This is a genomic window from Microvirga arabica, from assembly GCF_016811235.1.
Taxonomy (GTDB): Bacteria; Pseudomonadota; Alphaproteobacteria; order Rhizobiales; family Beijerinckiaceae; genus Microvirga; species Microvirga arabica.
Genome location: NZ_JAFBID010000025.1, coordinates 1 through 17,410, shown reverse-complemented (window position 1 = coordinate 17,410; position 17,410 = coordinate 1). Strand labels below are relative to the sequence as shown.

19 protein-coding genes, 1 tRNA gene and 1 pseudogene are annotated in these 17,410 nt (G+C 58.7%); 13 read left to right on the top strand and 8 right to left on the bottom strand.

The window, feature by feature from the left end; all coding sequences use genetic code 11:
• The first annotated feature begins 778 nt into the window (after positions 1-778).
• Positions 779-1,171, top strand: coding sequence for a response regulator (locus tag JQC81_RS14445; RefSeq protein ID WP_203272504.1), 393 nt, complete (start codon positions 779-781; stop codon positions 1,169-1,171).
• An 88-nt stretch (positions 1,172-1,259) separates the two neighbouring features.
• Here the strand turns inward: JQC81_RS14445 and rnhA are convergent.
• Positions 1,260-1,733 (bottom strand): annotated as a pseudogene (gene rnhA / locus JQC81_RS14440) (ribonuclease HI).
• A 96-nt stretch (positions 1,734-1,829) separates the two neighbouring features.
• Positions 1,830-2,393 (bottom strand): hypothetical protein, encoded by a 564-nt coding sequence (locus JQC81_RS14435; RefSeq protein WP_203272503.1) that lies wholly within the window; start codon positions 2,391-2,393, stop codon positions 1,830-1,832.
• 1,130 nt (positions 2,394-3,523) lie between these two features.
• On the opposite strand from JQC81_RS14435, the gene JQC81_RS14430 reads away from it, so the two are divergent.
• From JQC81_RS14430 to JQC81_RS14420, 5 genes are all read left to right on the top strand, one after another.
• Complete coding sequence (locus tag JQC81_RS14430) at positions 3,524-4,105, top strand: PRC-barrel domain-containing protein (protein ID WP_203272502.1); 582 nt, start codon at positions 3,524-3,526, stop codon at positions 4,103-4,105.
• A gap of 118 nt (positions 4,106-4,223) precedes the next feature.
• Positions 4,224-4,484, top strand: coding sequence for a DUF6894 family protein (locus tag JQC81_RS34335; RefSeq protein WP_376772406.1), 261 nt, complete (start codon positions 4,224-4,226; stop codon positions 4,482-4,484).
• A gap of 1,572 nt (positions 4,485-6,056) precedes the next feature.
• Positions 6,057-6,416, top strand: coding sequence for a DUF6894 family protein (locus JQC81_RS14425; protein ID WP_203272501.1), 360 nt, complete (start codon positions 6,057-6,059; stop codon positions 6,414-6,416).
• Positions 6,417-6,593: 177 nt separating this feature from the next.
• Entirely contained in the window at positions 6,594-6,725 is a 132-nt protein-coding gene (locus JQC81_RS33860) for a hypothetical protein (protein ID WP_280114247.1), read from the top strand.
• 339 nt (positions 6,726-7,064) lie between these two features.
• Positions 7,065-7,478 (top strand): hypothetical protein, encoded by a 414-nt coding sequence (locus JQC81_RS14420; protein ID WP_203272500.1) that lies wholly within the window; start codon positions 7,065-7,067, stop codon positions 7,476-7,478.
• A gap of 140 nt (positions 7,479-7,618) precedes the next feature.
• Here JQC81_RS14420 and JQC81_RS14415 read toward each other — a convergent pair whose 3' ends face one another.
• From JQC81_RS14415 to hemA, 3 genes are all read right to left on the bottom strand, one after another.
• Complete coding sequence (locus JQC81_RS14415; RefSeq protein ID WP_312887517.1) at positions 7,619-8,452, bottom strand: tyrosine-type recombinase/integrase; 834 nt, start codon at positions 8,450-8,452, stop codon at positions 7,619-7,621.
• 267 nt (positions 8,453-8,719) lie between these two features.
• A tRNA-Thr gene (locus tag JQC81_RS14410) sits at positions 8,720-8,794 on the bottom strand.
• Positions 8,795-8,858: 64 nt separating this feature from the next.
• On the bottom strand, positions 8,859-10,085 hold the full coding sequence (gene hemA / locus JQC81_RS14405; RefSeq protein ID WP_203272498.1) for a 5-aminolevulinate synthase: 1,227 nt from the start codon (positions 10,083-10,085) through the stop codon (positions 8,859-8,861).
• A gap of 154 nt (positions 10,086-10,239) precedes the next feature.
• Between hemA and JQC81_RS14400 the strand changes: the two genes are divergently transcribed.
• The 6 genes from JQC81_RS14400 to JQC81_RS14375 all read left to right on the top strand — a co-directional run bounded on the left by JQC81_RS14400 (position 10,240) and on the right by JQC81_RS14375 (position 14,628).
• Positions 10,240-10,407, top strand: a complete 168-nt coding sequence (locus tag JQC81_RS14400) for a hypothetical protein (protein WP_203272497.1) — start codon at positions 10,240-10,242, stop codon at positions 10,405-10,407.
• A gap of 61 nt (positions 10,408-10,468) precedes the next feature.
• The gene (gene murA, locus JQC81_RS14395; RefSeq protein ID WP_203272496.1) at positions 10,469-11,758 is read left to right on the top strand and encodes a UDP-N-acetylglucosamine 1-carboxyvinyltransferase; all 1,290 of its coding nucleotides are present in this window, start codon (positions 10,469-10,471) and stop codon (positions 11,756-11,758) included.
• Between the two features lie 133 nt (positions 11,759-11,891).
• The gene (locus JQC81_RS14390; RefSeq protein WP_203272495.1) at positions 11,892-12,332 is read left to right on the top strand and encodes a DUF2948 family protein; all 441 of its coding nucleotides are present in this window, start codon (positions 11,892-11,894) and stop codon (positions 12,330-12,332) included.
• A gap of 1 nt (position 12,333) precedes the next feature.
• On the top strand, positions 12,334-13,626 hold the full coding sequence (gene hisD, locus JQC81_RS14385) for a histidinol dehydrogenase (protein ID WP_203272494.1): 1,293 nt from the start codon (positions 12,334-12,336) through the stop codon (positions 13,624-13,626).
• A gap of 18 nt (positions 13,627-13,644) precedes the next feature.
• Positions 13,645-14,130: a UPF0262 family protein gene (locus JQC81_RS14380; protein WP_203272493.1), complete on the top strand. Its 486-nt coding sequence runs from the start codon at positions 13,645-13,647 to the stop codon at positions 14,128-14,130.
• A gap of 3 nt (positions 14,131-14,133) precedes the next feature.
• Positions 14,134-14,628, top strand: a complete 495-nt coding sequence (locus JQC81_RS14375; protein WP_281400279.1) for an arsenate-mycothiol transferase ArsC — start codon at positions 14,134-14,136, stop codon at positions 14,626-14,628.
• Here JQC81_RS14375 and JQC81_RS14370 read toward each other — a convergent pair.
• The 3 genes from JQC81_RS14370 to JQC81_RS14360 are packed head-to-tail and all read right to left on the bottom strand — an operon-like array spanning position 14,593 to position 16,354.
• Positions 14,593-14,916 carry a branched-chain amino acid transport AzlD family protein gene (locus JQC81_RS14370; protein WP_203272492.1) on the bottom strand — a complete coding sequence of 108 codons (324 nt, stop codon included), beginning with the start codon at positions 14,914-14,916 and terminating at the stop codon, positions 14,593-14,595. The genes JQC81_RS14375 and JQC81_RS14370 overlap by 36 nt on opposite strands.
• Positions 14,913-15,623 carry an AzlC family ABC transporter permease gene (locus JQC81_RS14365; RefSeq protein WP_246520420.1) on the bottom strand — a complete coding sequence of 237 codons (711 nt, stop codon included), beginning with the start codon at positions 15,621-15,623 and terminating at the stop codon, positions 14,913-14,915. Before JQC81_RS14365 ends, JQC81_RS14370 begins: the two co-directional genes overlap by 4 nt.
• Positions 15,624-15,682: 59 nt before the next feature.
• Positions 15,683-16,354: a TerC family protein gene (locus JQC81_RS14360; RefSeq protein ID WP_203272491.1), complete on the bottom strand. Its 672-nt coding sequence runs from the start codon at positions 16,352-16,354 to the stop codon at positions 15,683-15,685.
• Between the two features lie 434 nt (positions 16,355-16,788).
• On the opposite strand from JQC81_RS14360, the gene JQC81_RS14355 reads away from it, so the two are divergent.
• The coding region (locus JQC81_RS14355; RefSeq protein ID WP_203272490.1) for a tripartite tricarboxylate transporter TctB family protein at positions 16,789-17,410 on the top strand (622 nt) is incomplete at its 3' end.

The following is a 17,410-nucleotide window of genomic DNA, read 5'->3' as shown; positions in this document are numbered from 1 at the left end:
CCGTGCGGGAGCCTTGCCATGAGACTGCTCAACGTCACGCTTCTGCTGATCCTCGCCGTTGTTATCCTTACCCCGATCGTTGCCCTGCTTGTCTACTTGGCAACTATCCTACTTCCCGCTCTCATGCTGCCCTGAGGTTAGCTTTGGCAGTTCATAAACTAGCCAAGCGACCATTTCGTCCTTGGTCCTGAGATAGTCTGGCATTGGGATGAAGCGATTTGGGGCGGTAATAGCCGTTTGCTCGGCTGTACCTCTATTTAGACCAGCGGAAATGGTCCTCCGAGTCTGGGTAAGTTTTCTTCTAAGCCAAAGCGGAAATAGACATAGTCCTATCACGGCAACAAAGATCATCATCAAAGATACCGCTATATCCATGGCTGAAAGCCCCTGCTGATTAGGCGGTGAGTTCGCTCAATAGCTAAGTTGATGAAGCTTCTGCTCCTGAGCAATACGACTATGTTCTGCCAATTGTTTTATTGCCACGCTGGAACCTTGTCGATGATTCACGGTTCGGTGATCACTGTCATAAGTTAATCACCCGTTTCATTGTAGCACGCCGCAGAGGCCATACTGAGGGTTCTCATTCCTATGAACCTGAACATCATTGAATTGTCGCGTAGCAATACATTCTCTGCTCTGGCTCCCGCAGTGGATCGCTATGTTCGTGAAACATACTGCGAGCTTCTCAAACTGCCTGTGCCTCAGCGGTTCTACGATCTGCTCAACTCGTACGAAGAGCAACGCAAAAGCTCTTACTCAAACAGGGGAAGCCTGACGCATGGGACAACAGTACAAGCCGAGCCAGAAAGCACTCATTGTTGAGGATGATGTAGAGCTTAGGTCACTAGCCGCCGCGCTGTTGGAAGAAACTGATCTTGATATTGTTGAGGCTTCGAGCGGCGAGGAGGCTTTGCACTATCTGCATCACCACGCCGGTGAGGTTGCCTTCCTGTTCTCTGATGTGAAACTTCCGTGCCTTATGGACGGTGTGGACCTTGCGCGGACGGTCAGACTGAAATGGCCTTGGGTGAGGACAGTCCTTACCTCTGGTGCTCCCCTTGAAGACGAGCATGAGAAAGCGTTGAGGGATGTGAGGTTTATGCCCAAGCCATGGAGGGCGCTGGACGTGCTGGTTGAAGCTGAGAAGGCCACTCGCCAGACGATCCAATAAAATACCCGGACAAACACATGTATCAGCAAACCCTCTCAGTTGCCGTGATTAGCTTCTGAGAGGGGTTCGTTAAATAGTGGGCAAGCCGTTACCTTGCTCTTCCGGCGAACCCAATCGCCATAGCTGCCATCTGAGCCTCAGTATTAGCAAGTCCGTCAACTCGCTCATTCTGCTCATGTCCTGCATGACCCTTGACCCATTGCCAAGTGATCTTCCGGCCTTGGATCAACCTGTCCATTTCTAGCCAGAGGTCTTGGTTCAGCACAGGCTTACCATCAGCCTTACGCCAGCCCTTAGCCTTCCAGCCGCGAAGCCATTAGGTCGCGCCTTTTATGACGTATTGGCTATCGCTGTGGATGATGATCGAGGTCGAGTGAGGGACGGCTTCAAGGGCTTTGATCGCTGCGGTCATTTCCATCTTGTTGTTCGTGGTCGAGGGATCACGCCCGACAATGATTTGCTCTTGTCCTGCAATGGTGACAACAGCCGCGTAGCCTCCTGGCCCGGGGTTTCCGAGGCAAGCGCCATCGGTGAAGACAATGGCTTGTCCATCGTTCTGCATAGTCATTTCAATCTCTTTGCTTTTATGATTTTCGATGAGGCAAATGGCTCGTGGGTTGATTTGCCAGTTTGCATTGGGAAAGCGTAAATGCGGCTTTCAGACAGACACCTTCTGGCTCGCACGAAAGGCAATTTGCTTCTTTTGAAGGTTGGCGTAGCGACTGACGAGAGGACGCTGGACGCCCAGCAAGTCAGCAATCTGCTGGTACGTCAGGTCCGGGAACCGGCTCGTTAGCCAGCAGACCTCTTCCTGAGTCGTCATAGGTGAGGGCAAAAGAGCTTGAAACTCCTGCAATGCCGCGTCAGCCGAGCGAGCTTGTGGATCATTCAGTCGCTCACGTTCAAGGTCAGTGACAGCCTCATCCCAAGCGAGAGCGATAAGTCTCTGACCCTCAGGGCCAATCACATCAAACGGGTATTTGGACTTTTTCGGTTTGTCATGACGTATGCCAAGCCCCTGCTCAACAGCGTTGGCCGTTAGGCGATAGCGTCCGTGTTTCCCTTCGCTTTGGAGCAGCCCCATGTGATGCAGGATTGAACGTACCTTCTTGTTTCCTACGCCATATCGCTCGCCAAGCTCAGTGACGGTAATCCAGTTCCCTAAGCTTACTTCTTTCAGGTCTCCCGTAGAACGGTCCAAAACCTCAGTTGTGTAATGCATTGACGATGCTCTTGATAAAAAGAAACCCGCCGAGGGCGAACCTGACGGGCTGAGGACAAATGTGATGTATTTTGACCAGTTACGGTCATGGGTAATGTATTCAGATATTAAGACATAAGCGCATGGAACCTTTGTGATGAGGGTGAGCTAACCGTTAAACACACGCTTACTAAAGACCGACCATTATGAGTGACCAATCTGTTGGTTAGGGATTATGGTTTAGGGTGATTGCTAAAGATGCAGGTCTCCCACATCCTGTTGTGGATGAGGGGTTGTGCAGGTGGGTAGAGGCTCTGAATAAGGAACCTATTGGAGAAGAGGGTTAGGCTAGGATTAGGCCTAACCTCATCTTTGACCTGATAACTTCACACACCCCGTACCTGATTTATCAGCCTAACAGTACGTGAGAATTCTCCTTATTACCTTTTTGGTATTCATAATGGGATGGTTTGACCAACGGGTTAGCCTCTTGCCCTAAGTCTTGAAGACAAATGCCGTAGCCAAAGGTATGTCATGACCTCTGGTTGAGCATTCTGGTTCAAGGAGGGTCAGCACATTGTATTGCTAGTGGTAGTCGAAATGATTGAGCCTCAGGATTAGACCTATCAACTCAGTGTCGGGTTTAGCTCGCTTCGATCAGGAAAGAGTATGAGCCATTGTCCAAAGGTCACATGAGCAGTCCGGTCGACCAAAGTTGAGCAAGATCGTGTCACTCGAATGGGGGTCAAAATGGTCTAGGCTCAGCGCTAGGCCGATCTACCCACACCATGATCCTTGGAACGTTAGTATCAGGGTCCATTATCAGCTTAGCCAAGACGAGTCGAAAGCCCATCAGATCAGCCTTGGGCTGAGCCTTAGTCTCACTTGGTCAGTGACTGGGTTAGCATTAGGCTTAGCTGCGGCCTTGTTATATGAGTTCTGAAAGTAAGGATAAGAGAAGTAATGCTGGATTAGTTCGTGTACTAGTATGGTAGTATAGTAAGATATTTCTTTAAGAGCTTAGGTAATTTTTGGCTTTGACCTAGGGCAACATCCCATCGCAAGGTGAAAGCTTCCTATTGCGCTATATTTAATTTGGTCACGAATGGCTGAGACAATGGCTGTGCATCTTATCAACTTAAGAGGCACTTATGAGAACCTGCTACGTCTTCCAGTCTGATCCGAACCCTAACCTCTTGGCCTTCACTGACGGTGCTACAGGCGAAAAACTTCCATCCGAGAGTGGACCTTGGACATTTGTAAAAGAGGTTGGCCCAACCGAGCGGTGGACCTTTGGCGTTGGTCGCGCCTTCGTTGCCGCCGGGATATTAGAGAATGGCTTCCTTGTATGGGAGGCAAGCGACAACACACCCACATTTCATCCGGTGATCGAGAGTGATCGGGTGGAAGGCACAGCGGTGTTCAATCAGCAGGGCAGACGGATTGGGACCATCAAGCGCTTGCTCATCGAGAAGGTCAGCGGTCGTGTCCTCTATGTTGACGTGACGTTTGGCGGCTTCCTCGGCATCGGGGTTCACCACCGCACAATCCCTTGGGACAAGCTCTCCTACGACAAGGCACTTGAAGGCTACCGTACTCAGATTACCGAGGAGCAGGTCCGGGACGCACCAGAGTTCTATGGGTACGACGGTGACGATCTGGTTTGGCCTGACCGCAAGCGCGAAAAGGAGTTGAGGGACTACTGGCACGACGATCCAAGAGGTCCGATCTAACATCCTGCCGAGCCGCCTTGGATAAGGGGAAAGGGATTGCGCTCCTTCGCTGGTGCCGTCGCCCTAACCCCTAGTAGCGCCTTACAAGGGGGGCTTCTTTGGCTACCCTATTGTAGCTATGCCAACCTATGACGTTTACGTCTGGACCAACTTTCGCCGTCTGAATTATCCACGGGGCTTGAATGTTCCGAGCCTAGAGGCGGCCCACAGCGTTGCGTTAATGATGGGGCGAATGCTCATCAGGCTTAGATCGCCGGGAGGTTATCTGCCTCAGGCCGAATGTGAGTTCCACGTTGAGGTTGTTGACGAGGATGGACGAACTGTTCTGGCTGTTCCGGGACGGTGGATAGGTTCAGTTCCTTATCGCGCAGGTGGGTGAACTTACGAGCATTTGTGATCTTAGAGCGGGTTCAACAGCGGCTTCCCACACCCAGCCTCACCCCTTTGCAGCCTACGTTCAAGCTCAAATGCAGCCCTCCCGTTTTCCATAGCGACCCATCTGAACCCTAGGTTTGCTCTGATGTAGTCGCGAGTAGCCTTATCCAGAGACAGACTGCCATCAGCTATTTCAGCAATACGATTGTGGAGGGTGGGGAGGACGAGTCGATCAGCGACATAGACGCAGAACTGATCACCGCTCCGTCTGCCGCTTGCGTGGTTATTGAGCCTACTCCAAGGTCCGGCCCTCCCGTTGCCCTCAGCACCGCCTATGAAACTCCGGCCTGACATACCGACATAGATGAAGGAGCCATCCCGGTTCCAAATCGTGTAGACCACTGCGCCTGAGCGAGGTACGTCGCCTGTAGGTCAGTCTGAGAACCAGTGGATAGGGCCGCTTATCAAAGCCTCCGTTAGGTGAGTCATAGCGGTGCCTTTTTAGAGGACTGCTCTAACTCCATGCCTCTTGTCTCCCTGACCCAAACAGGAGCTGCTAATGCCTCATGCCTTCCAAGTCGGTCAACTTGTACGCGCTACAGGAAAGTTCTCCGACCGAACAGGACAGGACGGTGTGTACGAAGTCGTTCGCCTGCTCCCTCCTGACACTGATGGTGTACCGAAGTACCGGATCAGGAGTCAGGCTCTAGGACAAGAGCGAGTGGTCAACCAGCCGGAGATTGCCAAGGCCCCGCAGGGCTAATCTCGCAGCAGCTCCCCTCGGTGCTGTGGAACTTGGATTAACTTATGTTGGTTGGTTCCCTAATGGCGGAGCATCGGTTCAGAGTTGGCGATCTTGTGCGGGTTGGGGCTGGCGTTGATGCAAAACCTGACAAGAGTTAGTTTGCCGCTGGTTCCTGCAATCATCCGAGCGGTATCCATGAGGTGACACGCCTTCTGCCTTCGATGGGCAACGGTGAGCCGCAGTACCTCATCAAAGGCTGTTCTGGTCAACCGGAGCGCAACATAGGGGAGAGCCAGCTTACCTCTGCGGTTCACTTCCCCCAGCCCCGCCGCTGATAATCCCGCCTCCCCCGAAATAGCGGCAGGCTGGATAGTCTTGATTGATCTATGTGAAGGCTATTGCTCCGGGAGCCTATACGGTTGTTTCCTCCAAAAGGAGGGGAACCAACATGGGGACGTGACCTATCTGATCTGCCTCAATGCTCTTCATTAGGCTTATCGCGAGCTTGAAGAGACGCGGCTTCGGTGTCGTGGGGCCGCTCATGCTCTCACAACGATCCGTGAGACTCTGGATCAGGCTCTAGATCTTGCTTATCAAAAGCAATCTTTCGGTCCCCTCAACAACCTTTTTGATGAAGAAGAGGCTGCGCTTGCATCCTATGAGCAATCGCTAGTCAAGGTCAGGGAAACAGAGGGACGGTGGGCGGCCATGAGTCTAGCCTTGGCTTATGAGAGAGAGCGTTCACAGGCAGGGCAGGTGTTCTCTACCCGCGCCAACTGACCTGTGAGTATGTTTTACGATAACCCATTTTAGCAAGTTGCTGGTGAAGTCATGTTGGCTAATATTCCTGCCGTCATGCCACGTTACAATCTCTTCCTCTATAACCAGCGCAAGCGGGTCAGGTATCCTGAAACCTTAGATCTTCCCGATGTTGATGCCGCGCAGGGTATCGCTCAGAGGGTGGCAAACGTCTTTATGAAGGTTGTTCCATATTGGGATGAACTGACTTCCGAGCAGCAGAACCGCTATGTGGTCGAGATTGTGGATGAGGCGGGAGAACTGCTCCTGACTGTACCATTCAGGAGAAAGAGGAAGCGAAGGCTGGTCCGTCTGAAAGGTTCAATCATCAAGAGAAAAAGGCCCCACCAGGATCACTCAACTGATGGGGCTGGAGAGTCTCAGGAGGAATAGCCACAGTCTGACACATGCCTTGGCTGGGTCTGTGCGATTGCACACCAGCACCAGCAGTCGAGCCTTAATCCTAAGCTGGAAGAAAGCAATCCACAGCCATCCACAGGCTGACTAGAATGTTCCCTATTTGTTCTCATTCCGTGATAGGTTCGAGGACATGATGAGGGAGAACAAGAAATGAGGTTGCCTCGCCTGTCCCTGCGTATCTGGAAGTTGCTCGACGCACATGCCGAGGGTCTTCCTGCTATTGGAGCCTTGGCGCTCATTGTGCTGCTGCTGGTTGTAGCAAAGTATCTGGCCGACCTGTGAACCGAAGAGAGAACTGCCAGAAGGCTTGGCTGTTGACCTTACGAACTTCATTGGTCCCTTTCTGATAAACTATGAGCCTGACGGTCACTCCATCAGGCTCTTTTCTTTTGTTTAGTCAGCTGTCGCCTTAGCCACCTTCTCTGGCCTCAGGTGAGTATCTCAGCTCAACTCTCTTAAACCATGATGGCCGCTGATAACTGCTGCGTCAGGCGTATCATCCCTCCACCGATCATGAACAATCGCTGTCGAAGCTGTTTGGCTCTGCTTCAAGGGACCTAGTGCATCCTCTTGGACAATGGGGTGGCTCAGGACGAGTTCATCCCTGTGAGGAGGGTTCTTATGAGCATCGGTTGGAAAAAGGTAGTTCTCGGAACATTGGCCGCTCTTGCACTAGGAGGTGCCGCTCAGGCGTCAGAGGTGAGCATCACGATCCGCACCAATGATCGTCTGCCTCACCGGGTCGCAGACTACGATGGCGACTTGTTTGAGCGTCGCCAATACAGCCGGACGGAACACAGGTATGAACATCGTGATCCGGATCGCTACTATGGTCGCCCTGTTCCTGAGTGGCGTGAGAGAAAGCACCGCCATGGCGAGTATCGGAGTATTCCGGTTGTGGACCGGCATGAATGGCACCAGCCTGTCTATGCTAGACCGCATTGGCGCCATCAGGGAGGCTGCAAGATTATCATCAACGAGCGGGTGAACCGCTGGGGCGAGAGGGTTCAGGTGCGTAAGGAAATCTGTCGCTGAATCAGTTACCGTTTGCCAGGACAGCTAGCAGAGGGAACTCAGGGCTAGCTAGGCCGTTAGCTTAGCGAGGTTTTTGGTCCTCCCTTTCTGCTAAACTTATGAGCCTGACGGAAATCCGCCATCAGGCTCTTTTCTTGTGGTTAGCTCAGGGTCGCCTTAGCCAATTTCTCAGCTACCTTCTCAGGCCTGAGGTGAGTGTATCGGCTCAACATCCGTGGATCCCGGTGTCCACTGATCAGAGCCACCTCAGGAACGGTGAGGCCATACTCAAAGAAACGGGATACGGCTTCGTGGCGTAGGTCATGTAGTCTCAGGTCTTCCAAGCCAGCCCTGCGCCTTAGCCTCTCCCAAGCTAGCCGCACAGCATTGGGTGTGACCGGGAAGACCCGATCACCCTTCCGCTCCAACGAGGACAAGACTTCGATAGCCTTGGGTGTGAGTGGGATTGTCCTTGGATGCCCGTTCTTGGTCTTTAGGATGCGAATGGTAGGAGCAGTCAGGTCTACGTCCTTCCAGCGGATTGAGAGAAGTTCGCCTCGGCGCATCCCGGTTTCGATGGCGAGGGCAATAAGAGGGCGAAGATACCAAGCCGAGGGTGTGCTCATGGCTTTCATAAGTCCCTCACCATCGTTTTGCTGTAAGCGCCGATCCCGTGCATTCGAGTCAGAGGGAAGCCTGACGGCTTTGAGCGGATTAGTCCTTAGCGGGACGCTCCACTCTCCCTTAGCAGTCTCAAAGCAATGCCGGAGGATCACGAACTCCCGCCTAACGGTTGCTCCCTTCACCACCGTAAGCCGCTCGTCACGATATGCAGCGAGTTGTGCCGATGTGAGTTTGGATAATGCTACTTGGGTGACAGGATGCCGGAGAAAGGCCCTAAGGACGGCTGCTTCGTTCTTCGCGCTGCGTTTCCGGGGCACGACCTCATCAAGATAGCGGCGGATAAGATCACCCACCGTGAGTTGGCTTAGCACGGTTGCCTTCGGGATAAGGTCACCTCGGTCAGCCTGCAATTCAACGTGCCGTGCCCAGGCTTGGGCGTCTGCTTTGTGGAGGAAGGAACGGCTCAGGGGAGGGCTGCCTTTGCGCCTGACTTGAACCTGCCATTTTGTGCCGCGCTTGCGGATCGTAGCCATCAATCATGACCTTTGTTGTGACCAGAGGGTGACAACAGCGGTTTGAAAGGACTTCTGGTGATTGCGGCTGAGCGGCTAAGACATTGAAGTCAAAGCCTGTTTGGCTGGTGCTGCCAGAGAGGATCGAACTCTCGACCTCTCCCTTACCAAGGGAGTGCTCTACCACTGAGCTACGGCAGCGCGCCAACGGGGAGGGCCGCTTACTGCCACAGGGCTGCCCTCCATGCAAGCTTGAAAATGATCTTTATTCGGCCGCCTGGACTTTCGGCTCCAGGGGGAGCCTGAGCGCGGTCCAGACCTCCACCAAGGCGGTGGCGAGGGCGTCAATATGGGCGTTGGAGTGGAAAGGCCCAGGGGTGATGCGCAGGCGCTCGGTGCCGCGGGGCACGGTGGGGTAGTTGATCGGCTGGATATAGATGCCGTGCTTCTCCAAGAGCCGGTCGGAGGCTGCCTTGCAGGCCTCCGCATCGCCCACCATCACCGGCACGATATGGGTCGGCGTGTCGAGGACGGGCAGGCCGGCGCCGCTGAGGACTGCCTTGGTGCGGGCAGCCTGGCGCTGCTGCTGCTGGCGCTCGGTGGAGGAAGCCTTGAGATGACGGATCGACGCCATGGCGGCGGCGGCCACCGCCGGGGGCAGGGCCGTACTGAAGATGAAGCCCGGGGCAAAGCTGCGGATGGCGTCCATCACAGCCCTGGTGCCGGTGAGATAGCCGCCCATGACGCCGAAGGCCTTGGCCATGGTGCCCTCGATCACATCGATGCGGTGCATGGCGCCCTCGCGCTCGGCGATGCCGCCGCCGCGCGGGCCGTACATGCCCACCGCATGGACCTCGTCGATATAGGTCATGGCGCCATAGCGCTCAGCCAGATCGCAGATGGCATGGATTGGCGCCACGTCGCCGTCCATGGAATAGACGCTCTCGAACACGATCAGCTTGGGCCTGTCGCCGGCGGCCTGGAGCAACTCCTCCAGGTGTTCGAGATCGTTGTGGCGGAAGATCGCCTTGTCGCAGCCGGACTGGCGCACGCCCTCGATCATGGAGTTGTGGTTGAGCGCATCCGACAGGATCAGGCAGTTCGGGATCAGCCGGGCGAGGGTCGAGATGCCGGTCTGGTTGGAGACATAGCCCGAGGTGAAGACCAGGGCTGCTTCCTTGCCGTGCAGGTCAGCCAGCTCGGCCTCGAGCTCGACGATGGGGTGGCTGTTACCCGAGATGTTGCGCGTGCCCCCGGCCCCGGTGCCGAGGCGCCAGGCCGTCTCCACCATGGCGCGGGTCACGTCCCGGTTCTGGCCCATGCCGAGATAATCGTTGGAGCACCAGACCGTGATGGGGCGCGGACCGTCCGGGGAGTGCCAGATCGCCTGGGGATAACGTCCGGCCAGGCGCTCGATATCGGCAAAGACGCGGTAGCGGCGCTCCGCCTGGAGACGATCGAGGGCTGACGTGAAGAAGTTTTGATAATCCATCATCTCACCGGGTGGGCAACGCAATGCCCGGGGATACTGAACCCATTATGCCAGATCACATTGATCCGGGTCAAAGTTCCGAAGTCTGATATTGCGGTTGAGGGCCGCGTGCGAAGCCTCTATTTGGTAAAGGCGACGATGGGTCGCGTGAACCATGACTGACGTGAAATCGCAAGACAAAGCCGACCGGCTCAAGGCGGCTCTGAAGGAAAATCTCAAGCGGCGCAAGGCGCAGGCGCGGGGGCGGCAAGCCGTCAAGGCGTCTGGAAACGAAAGCGGCAGCTTGAGCGTTTCGGCAGAGCGCGACAAGCCGTCCGACTAGCTTAGGACGCTCAAGGCGCGCATAGCGCATGGCTGACTGACCATTTTACAAGGGGATATTGATGGATCGCATTCGCATCCGGGGCGGCGCGCCCCTCAACGGCCTGATTCCGATCTCAGGCGCCAAGAATGCGGCCTTGCCCCTCATGATCGCGAGCCTGCTCACGGCGGATACGCTCGAGCTCGGCAACGTGCCGCGGCTTGCCGACATCTCCTCCCTGCTGCGGATCATGAGCAATTTCGGCGTCGATCACTCGATTGCCGGCCGCCGGCCCGGTCAGTCGTCCGAGACGGGCCAGACCATCCGTCTCACGGCCAAGAACGTCATCGACACCACGGCTCCCTACGAGCTGGTCTCGACCATGCGGGCGAGCTTCTGGGTCATCGCTCCCCTGGTGGCCCGCTTCGGCCATGCCAAGGTCTCCATGCCCGGCGGCTGCGCCATCGGCACACGTCCGGTGGACCTGCTCATCATGGCGCTCGCCAAGCTGGGTGCCGTGATCGAAATCGAGGCCGGCTATGTGGTGGCGACGGCTCCCAAGGGGCTCCGCGGCGCCGAGATCGATTTCCCGAAGGTGACGGTGGGCGGTACCCACGTGGCCCTGATGGCGGCAACCCTGGCCCAAGGCACTACGGTGATCCGCAACGCCGCCCGCGAGCCGGAGGTGGTGGATCTCGCCGAATGCCTGATCAAGATGGGGGCCAAGATTCAGGGCGCCGGCAGCTCCGAGATTGTGATCGAAGGCGTGACCAGCCTGCACGGCGCCTCTCATGATGTGATGCCGGACCGCATCGAGACCGGCACCTATGCCATGGCGGTGGCCATGACCGGGGGCGATCTGGTGCTCGACAACACCCGGCCTGACTACCTCCAGGCCGCCCTCGACGTGCTGGGCCAGGCTGGGGCCGAGGTGACTCCGACCCATGGGGGCATCCGCATCCGCCGCAACGGCAACGGCCTCCAGCCGGTCGATGTGACCACCGATCCGTTTCCGGGTTTCCCCACGGATCTCCAGGCCCAGTTCATGGCCCTCATGACCCGGGCGAACGGCACGTCGCGCATCCGCGAGACGATCTTCGAGAACCGCTTCATGCACGTGCAGGAGCTGGCCCGCCTCGGCGCCCAGATCCGCCTCGACGGCGACAGCGCCTATGTGGACGGTGTTCCAGGCCTCAAGGGGGCTCCGGTCATGGCGACGGATCTTCGCGCCTCCGTGTCCCTGGTGATCGCCGGCCTCGTGGCGGATGGCGAGACCACGATCAACCGGGTCTATCACCTGGATCGCGGCTTCGAGTCGCTCGAAGCCAAGCTCGCCCGATGCGGCGCCCTGATCGAGCGCGTCAGGGGCTGAAGATCAAAGGGCCGGCATCATCGCCGGCCTTTTTCTTTGGGCGGTCCGGAAGGCGAACCTGGGCGAAAGGTTGCGCCGGGGCAGGGGGCTCTCTACCTAAAGATCAAAGTTCAACAACAGGTTGGTGGGCCCCATGGACCTCCTGAGACTCGTCGCGTTCGACCCTGAAGACCTTTCCGTCATCTCCGCTCACCTGCAGGATTCGCTGCTGCAGGTCGGGGACATCGCCTATCTGCCCAAGGAGCGGCGCTTCGCCATCCAGGTCCGGCGCTACGATTGGGAAGCGGCAACACCCCAGCGGCGGCTGACATGCATGCATTTCGAGAATGTCACGGGCGTGCGCGTCCGAGGCATCGACCGGAGCAACACGGACGCCGTTCTTAACCTTCTCGCCATTGCGTTCGAGGAGAAGGATGCCCCCTCGGGCACTGCCACCTTGATCTTTGCCGAAGGCGGAGCCATCCAGGTGGACCTGGAGTGCATCGAAATGCAGATGAAAGACACCGGCCCGGTCTGGGCTGCGGAAAGCCGCCCCTCCCACGAGGACCAGCTGCAAACGGCGGAGCGCCCTTAAAATGGCGCAGCGGCTCGATGCGCGGGATCCTTCTTTCCCGCAGGCTTTTGCTGCCCTGCTCTCCGCCAAGCGCGAGGTCTCGGAGGATGTGGACCAGGCGGTGCGTGCCATTATCGAAGATGTGGTGGTGCGCGGCGATGAGGCGCTGATCGATTTTACCTACCGGTTCGACGGACTGGCGCTTCAGCCCGAGACCCTGCGGGTGTCCGATGCCGAGATCGCCGCGGCCGAGGCCCAGTGTTCCAAAGAAGCCTTGGAGGCCCTGGCGCTCGCCAAGGAACGCATCGAAATCTACCACCGGGAGCAGCGCCCGAAGGACTTCAGGACCACGGATTCCGTTGGAGTGACCCTGGGCTGGCGCTGGACGGCCATTGAATCCGTCGGTCTCTATGTTCCCGGCGGCCTTGCCAGCTATCCGTCCTCCGTTCTGATGAACGCCGTGCCGGCGAAGGTGGCAGGAGTTCCGCGTATTGCCATGGTGGTGCCGACTCCACGCGGCGAGACGAACCCGCTCGTGCTGGCGGCGGCGCGTCTTGCCGGCGTGGACGAAGTGTTCCGCATCGGCGGCGCCCAGGCTGTGGCGGCGCTCGCCTATGGTACCGAGAGCGTCAAGCCCGTCGCCAAGATCGTCGGCCCGGGCAATGCCTATGTGGCCGCCGCCAAGCGCCGCGTCTTCGGCCAGGTCGGCATCGACATGATCGCGGGTCCGTCCGAAGTGCTCATCCTGGCCGACGCCGATGGCAACCCGGACTGGATCGCGGCCGATCTTCTGGCCCAGGCCGAGCACGATACGGCCGCGCAATCGATCCTCATCACCGATAGCCCAGAGCTGGCCGATGCGGTGGAAAAGGCGGTCGAGCGGCAGCTGAAAACCTTGCCAAAGGCGCAGATTGCGGGCGCGAGCTGGCGGGATTACGGGGCGATCATCCTGATCGACCGGCTGGAGAACGCCATTCCCCTGGTGGACCGGCTCGCCCCCGAGCATCTTGAAATCGAGACGGAAAACGCGGAAGAGCTTGCGGCCAAAGTCCGCAATGCTGGCTCGATTTTCCTCGGCAGCCATACGCCGGAGGCCATCGGTGATTACGTGGGCGGCCCCAACCACGTTCTGCCTACGGCGCGCTCAGCCCGGTTCTCCTCGGGTCTCGGCGTGCTTGACTTCATGAAGCGAACCTCGATCCTGAAATGCGATGCGAACGCTCTGCGGGCGCTTGGCCCGGCGGCGATTGCTCTCGGGCGTTCGGAGGGTCTGGAGGGGCATGCGCGGTCGGTCGCGATCCGCCTCAACCTCTAAAAATCGAACGGAGGCGGGATGGCGAGCGATGCGAAGGAGCGGACCCGGCTGGTCGCCGTCACCCTCGACGAGGCCTCCATCGGCCGTGGCAACCCCGATCAGGAACATGAACGGGCCATCGCCATCTACGACATCCTCGAAGATAATACCTTCGCGCTGCCGAATTACGACGGCGGGCCTTATGCCCTACGTATCTCGCTGATCGACAAGAAGCTTTGTTTCGAGGTGACCACGCAGGACGGCACGCATCTTATCTCGCATCACCTGTCGCTGACGCCCTTCCGCAAGGCCATTCGCGATTACGAGATGATCTGCGACAGCTATTACCAAGCGATCCGGTCCGCCTCGCCGGCGCAGATCGAGGCCATCGATATGGGGCGGCGCGGTCTGCACAACGAAGCGGCCGAGCTGCTGATGAAGCGGTTAGAGGGCAAACTCATTCTCGATTTCGGCACGGCGCGGCGCATCTTCACGCTCATCTTCGCGCTTCACTGGAAGGGCTGACGCTTGGACGAGCGCCTGGACGAGCCTCGCCCGAAACGGATCCACTCGGTTCTGTTCGTCTGCGCGATGAATGCGGTGCGCTCGCCCATGGCGGAGGCGATCGCGCGCCATTACTTCGGCAAGTCTGTCTACGTGCAGTCCGCCGGCGTGCGCAAAGGCGAGCCCGACGGCTTTGTATCGTCGATCCTGTCCGAGATCGGCATCGATGCCTCCAAGCACAAGCCGCGCACCCTCGACGAGCTGGAGGAGTGGGAGGGGCTCAACTTCGACCTCATCATCTCGCTTTCGCCGGAGGCGCATCACGCGGCGCTCGAACTCACGCGCACTATCGCGGCGGACGTGGAGTATTGGCCGACACCGGACCCGACGATCACGCAGGGCTCCCGCGATCAGGTGCTCGATGCCTACCGCAACATCCGCGATGGTTTGATGTACCGCATCCGCCTGCGGCTCAAGCAGAATTCACCCAAAAGCCCGAATGATGGCGAGGGTGCCTAGACCGGCCACGAGGCCGACGATGTCGATCCTCGTCACCGCCATGGCCACAATGGCGACGGCGAGCGCGATCATGGCGGGAAAGCCGCTGTCGATCACCGTGGGCAGGATCGTCGCCAGGATGATCGAGCCGGGCAGAGCGCGCAGGCCCCGCTCGATGCGCGGCGTGATGCGCACGCGGCTCATGACCACCACGCCCGCGATGCGGCACAAGAACGTCACCAGCGTCATGCCCGCAATGGCGAGAACCGAACCCCACGGGCTCGCGATGAAGCTGCCGAACCCGTTCATTCGATCAGCATCCCGGCGACGACGCCTGCGAGAGCCCCGGCGATGATGAACAGATAGCCCGGCACCAGTGCATGGACAATGAGCGAGACGAGGCCTGCCACGAGCCAGGGCAGGGCGGGCTTGGCGCCTTTCCACAGGGGCACGAGCATGACGCCGAAGAAGATCGGCATCACGAGATCGAGGCCGAAGCGCTTCGGCTCCGGCACGAGAGCGCCCGCGAAAAAGCCCACAAACGTTGTTGCCAGCCAGACCAGCCAGAGGATGAGCGCACAGCCCAGCAGCACGCCCACATCCCGTCCGCCTTCATTGTGATACCGGGTGCCGATGAGCCACCCGGCCTCCGTGAGGAGAAAGAGGTTGAGGGCCGTGCGAGGGAGAGGCTCGTGCTTGAGCCATGGCTGGAGGGTTGCTCCCAGCATGATCATGCGCGCGTTCACAACAGCTGTGACGGTCATGATCGTGAGGATCGTCGTAGGCGTCCAGACCTGCTGCCAGATCTCTAGCCCCACCATCTGCGAGGCGCCGGCATAGACGAAGGCGGAGAGGCCTAAGGTTTCACCGAGCGACAATCCCTTCTGGGCCGCTGCCGTCCCGAAGGCCAGGGCGAACATGATGAAGCCTGGGAAGGCCGGAAGGGCGGCGCGCGCGCCTTGGCGCAGGCCCGAATAAGAAAAGTGAGGGCGGGGAGCGGGGGACATGAGCGTCATGCTCTGTGCCCTCCCGCATCCCCGCCGTCAATTGGAGATATTCGGATCGATGATCCGGCCTAGCCGACGGCGCCGTTGATGAACGGTGCCACCTCGACATAACCCTCGTAGATCATCTTGATCGCCACATAGAGAATGATCGCCAGGCCCAGATAGGCGATCCAGCGATGGCGCTGGAGCAGGCGGGCGATGTAGGAGGCCGCAATGCCCATGAGGGCGATCGACAGCAGGAGACCGAAGGCCAGGATGTAGGGATGCTCGCGCGCAGCGCCCGCCACGGCGAGCACGTTGTCGAGCGACATGGAAACGTCCGCGATGATGATCTGCCAGGCAGCCTGGGCGAAGGTCTTGCGGGGCACGCCTCCGGCAATGGTGCCGTCCTGGTCGATGTCCCGGCCCTCCAGAGCTTCCTCGGCCGCATGCTGCTCTTGCTCGTGGCCTGTGCGCAGTTCGCGCCACATCTTCCAGCACACCCACAGCAGGAGAATGCCGCCGGCGAGCAGGAGGCCGACGATCTGGAGGAGCTGCGTGGTCAGCAGCGCGAACACGATGCGCATGCCTGTAGCGGCCAGAACGCCAAGCAGGATCGCCTTGTTGCGTTGCTCCTTGGGGAGACCGGCGGCGGCCAGGCCGATGACGATGGCATTGTCGCCGGCGAGCGCCAGATCGATGCCGACCACCATCAGGAAGGCGACGACCTCGGGTCCAAAATACTGCGAGAGATCAAACATGCAGTGCCTCATATGTCGGTTTGCGGGCAGCGCATGCGAAACGTTCAAAGAGACGCATCTGGCATCGCCCTGCCACGGAAATTTTCGAGGCAGGAGCCGAAATGCAGGCAAAACCGTCTGTTTGAACGAACCCAGGCCGTCCTGGTTTTCATCCAGTCCGACATCGCCGCTCCGGAGAGGAGCGACCAGAGGGGCCCGGCCTGGCTACGGGGTCCATCTAGACAACCCAGGCCCAGGGATCAAGTCACCTCTCATGCAAGGCAGCGCCTTATCCTAAGGATGATAGGCGGTTCCCCGTCTGTCCCCTAGTTCCCAAGACCTATTGTTGAGAAGGCCTGCTTCAGGGGAAACAGAAGCTTGATCCGGGTTGGTGCCTCAGGCCATATCGACTGGAAAGAACATTGGGCGCTCGGGCGTCCGGCGGGAGGTCGTTCATGTCCACTCTTCACGAAGGCTCGGGGCCTGCAAGGCCCAGCGGGCCGGTCCGCGCGCCCCAGAACATGGCGGGCGGCTTGGTTCTGGTGGCCCTGGCAGCCTTGGCTTTGTGGCTGACCAGGGATCTCGACCAGGGCAGCCTCAATTCCATGGGCCCGGCCATGCTGCCCCGCTGGCTTGCCGTCGCGGTCGGCCTGTCCGGACTGGCCCTCCTGGTGTCCGCCTTCACCAAGAAGGGCGATGTCCTGGAGCGCTGGAACCTGCGCGGGCCGGTTTTCGTGATCGGCGGAATCGTGGCCTTCGCGCTGACCATCCGCCCCTTCTCGTTCGGAGCTCTCTCGACCCCAGGTCTCGGTCTGCTGTTCGCCGGCCCGCTCGCCATCATCATTGGCGGCTATGCCACGCCCGAGGCGCGCCTGCGCGATCTCGTGGTCCTGGCGCTCAGTCTGACTCCATTCTGCATGATCCTGTTCGGCGATCTGCTCAACCTGCCGATTCCGGTCTTCCCGCAGGCGCTCACAGGCCTGTTCCCGCCCGACTGGTCGCAGAAGGCGGTGCTGCGGGCGACGGCCGCCATCATGGCCGGCGCGGCCGTGGTCGTGTTCTTCGCGACCCGCGGCC